2 protein-coding genes are annotated in these 3,799 nt (G+C 30.9%); both read right to left on the reverse strand.

Features of this window, described 5'->3' with window-relative positions; translation table 11 throughout:
- Positions 1-267: 267 nt before the first annotated feature.
- Positions 268-2,238, reverse strand: a complete 1,971-nt coding sequence (locus BU804_RS00680) for a hypothetical protein (RefSeq protein WP_143298898.1) — start codon at positions 2,236-2,238, stop codon at positions 268-270.
- Between the two features lie 7 nt (positions 2,239-2,245).
- Positions 2,246-3,004, reverse strand: coding sequence for an aspartate kinase (locus tag BU804_RS00685; RefSeq protein WP_075882587.1), 759 nt, complete (start codon positions 3,002-3,004; stop codon positions 2,246-2,248).
- Positions 3,005-3,799: the final 795 nt, after the last annotated feature.

Genomic DNA, 3,799 nt, shown 5'->3' on the forward strand with positions numbered 1-3,799 from the left:
CTTACCGTCAAATGAATTGGGAAATCATTCAATGCAGGATTTTTAAAAATAGAATTTTTATTAAAGACGAACAGATAGAATTGGCATAAATTCCTTAATTTAAATTAAGTTAATCTATAGAGGGTTTAAATATATCAACCAATTTTTAGAAGATATGAAATTGAGTAAATTAATTAGTCGATATTAAAAAAACTATTGCGGAAAAGCAGCTTCTATTTAAAGGATAGAAATTTAACATTATTGCTTACTAATAAAAAAAATCATAAACTAATATATACGAAATTTCGGTTGGTTCGTTTCCCAGTGTTGTAATTCCTGTTTAATTGCCTGAAAAAAACATTCTCTTACGTTAGAATCTTGCGAACAACAAATATACCCAATACAATTATTTCCGCTTGTTTTTGTATAAGCGTATGCAAGCTCTGTATGAGGAACATGCAGATCGTGAACAGCTCTATAAATTCTTTCTTTTATAAGAGGATCTTCTAAAATAATCATTGCAAAAGCAGTAGAAGGTTCATGATAAAATTTCAGATAATAGCTTTCATGTTTATAGCTTTTTAAACCTTCTAGTAACATCAAAAACAAAGTTTTGAAAGCTTGCGGATCGATTAAAGTACGAATAATATCAGGGGCTAATGAATAGAAAAAGTTTTCTAATAATAACTCGTCGTAATCTTTTGTATCTTTAAGTAATTTATGAATCAATACAAGTTGCTCATGTTGCTTGGAAATCATTCCTCCATTATAGTCTCTAACCTCTCCAACCACCTTTGATAGCTCTCCTACAACAGCCTGCCTCGCTTTGTACAAATCGATTGAGTGATCAGCCCGCAAAAATGCATCTTTCAAAATTTTTAAACGAAATACCGACGCTTCTTTAGGATGTTTTTTACGTATGTGCCCTGTGATTTTCGTTCTATCAGGGATATATTCAACTGATATTTCATAAGATTGAAATAACTTTGTCAAACTTTCTGAATTTGGTTTTAATACGCGTGCTAAAATGACAGTAAAATAAAGGTGCGAATAAGCTTGTTCATCAAACGTAATAAACACTTGAGGAATGTCTCGTAAATATTTGATTTGATTTGTCAAAATCAACATATTCCGAATTACTTCCTCTTCATTTCGTGGCATAAAAATCGGATGTTGCTTATGCTCAATACGATTTTTTAAATTATGCGGAAGCTCTTTTCGCAGTTTACGAATTTCTAAAATTGTAAAATCACTGCCGTCTTTTTTTTCTATTTCTAAATAGGAAATTCCAATATTTTCTGATCCAAGTTTATTGATAAAAAATGATTGCTCAACTGATTGAGAAGATGGTAAATAATGCTGAATAGCTTTTAGTAAATGTTTTTCACCAAATGTTTCTTGTTCTCTCAAAAAATTAATGCCAACAAGTAATCCTAACACCCTCTTACGACCTTTCGGCGTTACGAGAAAAGTGCGAAATATTTTTAAACTTAAATGACGACGATGAGATCTTTTCTTAATTGCTTCTCTTAAAGATTTTCTAAACAAATATTGAATACTTATGATCCGACTTAAGTGACGAGGTTGCCTGATTGCTTTAAAATCATCTCGACACGTAACTAATAAATGTTGCATTTCTGTAAACACATCCGCCCCATAAATGTGAGGAAAACGTTTAACTAAATGAGCAATCATACGACGAATTGAGGTTGTTTTATCGTCAGCCGATAATCCTTTAATTTCTAATATTTTTTGCGCATAAAATTCTGATTGCATTCCCAAGGCTATTTCTGTGCTGATGATGGGAAAATGTTTGCATATCTCTTCAAATTCAGATACCGATTTTACACTGACCATAATTTCGCAAATCGTGTAAATTTCGCCACTTAACTCTGTTAATTGAAAATCTGAGGCATGAACTAATACGACATTAAGACTTTCATCTGGAAGTAACCAATGACTAATCATTTTGAAAAAGAACTTAAAGGAATTAGAACGAAATTTTGATAAAGCAAAAAAAGATAAAGAGCCCGGAAATTTTTTATTATCAGAGCATGTCACCAAAGGATTTAATTGGCGAAAAAAATTCTTTTGATACTCTCTTGTTTCTTCCTCCGTTTCTTTGTATTCAAAAAAATCTTCGGGAAGTACTTTTGTTAATCCATGTAAAATAATTTCCCGATAATTATTTTTCATCATTTCATCATTTTCGGAAAATTCAAAAAGAGGAGTAATAGTAAGTTTAGACCGTTTTTTCATATTATTGTTAAGAGATTTCATAAACTGGATTTATCGATTTTTTACAATCAACACTCGTAATCCAAGTTCCTTGATCATGCCTCGAAATAAATGAACGTACATGCAAAGGCATGCCATTTTTCTCTGCAAGTTTAATAGCTCTCGCATGTAAAACTTTGGCCCCTTGGTTGACAATTGTCAAAGCTTCTTGATAATTAAGAGTTGGATAGCAGATGGCATCGCTATACATTTTAGGATCTTTGTTATATATTCCTAACACATCTTTATAAAACTCTATTTTTTCAGCTTTCAAAGCCACTCCAATTGCTACTGCTGATGTATCAGACCCCCCTCTTCCAAGAGTTGTTACCTCTTTATCTTGACTAACTCCTTGAAAGCCCGCCACTATAACAATTTTACCTTGTTCTAAAGTCTGAATCAGTCTTTGAGGACGTACATCAATAATATGAGCACTAGTATGTTGAGAACAAGTTAAAATTCCTGATTGACTTCCAGTAAAACTTACTGCGTTTTTACCTTTACGGCAAAGGATCATAGCAAGTAGAGTCATACTAATTCGCTCTCCCGCACTAATTAACATATCATATTCACGCTGAGGAGGATTTGGGTGCACCTGATGAGCTAATTTAATCAATTCGTTCGTCGTTTGTCCCATAGCACTGACAACAATCACTAAACGTGGGAAAACACATTGACGTTCAATAATTAGATCAGCAATGCGAGCAAAATGCTCCGGAGAAGCTACAGAGGCCCCACCAAATTTCATAACTAATGTTTTCATAAATTTTGGGTGATATGAATCGAACAAAGAAGGATCTTAGGTGTATTCTATTTTTGTTAAAAAAAACACTTAAACCTAATTTCTGATCTTTAATTAGTTTAGCTTATCAGAGTCAAAAACCAAATTCTGATGATTAATTATAAACAATTTGGATTTATTTTTCTATTAAAGAAAATAAAATAATCATGATAGAAATTTCTTTAACTAGCCATCAACGAAACTTCACTGAGTTAATATTAACTAATATTAACCGATCTACATTCATTCTTTTTTTAAGAAAAAGTTTAATAACCATTAATTTTTTTACCTTTCCAAATTAATAATATGATTTAATATTCCAAAAGAAAGCAAAAAATGATTGGATTTAGATTTCAAAATAACTTATTTTTATTAAAAATAATTTTAATTTCTTCATTCCATTGAAAACCTGTCTATTTTTGATTTAATTGAACCCGTGGAGTGGAGTAGAGATCCTTTGATTTTCAATTTTTGGGTATGTTCTTTGACTATTGAAAGTAATTTTAAAATTTGTTTACCATTTTATTACTTTCTTTATTTCATTCAAAACGAAAAATTATTCATGGATTAGTTCGACTTTTTCTATTTAATTTTTTTGATTTTCCCATTTTTTACATTATTTTTGCTCTCTAAAAAATTATTCCCTTTTCATTGCTTTTTTTCTTTATCACTGGTAATCTATCTCTTTTATATGAAAATAGGAGAAACCTTTAAATGTTTAAACACCCTCAACATACTTGGAATGAAAGCAACATCGTTGAT

The organism is Candidatus Protochlamydia sp. W-9 (assembly GCF_001950615.1).
Lineage (GTDB): Bacteria > Chlamydiota > Chlamydiia > Chlamydiales > Parachlamydiaceae > Protochlamydia > Protochlamydia amoebophila.

What these genes read in the sequence shown, in the direction of transcription:
- BU804_RS00680 (WP_143298898.1), bottom strand. Translation starts at nt 2,238, where the DNA reads ATGAAAAAACGGTCTAAACTTACTATTACTCCTCTTTTTGAATTTTCC.
- BU804_RS00685 (WP_075882587.1), bottom strand. Translation starts at nt 3,004, where the DNA reads ATGAAATTTGGTGGGGCCTCTGTAGCTTCTCCGGAGCATTTTGCTCGC.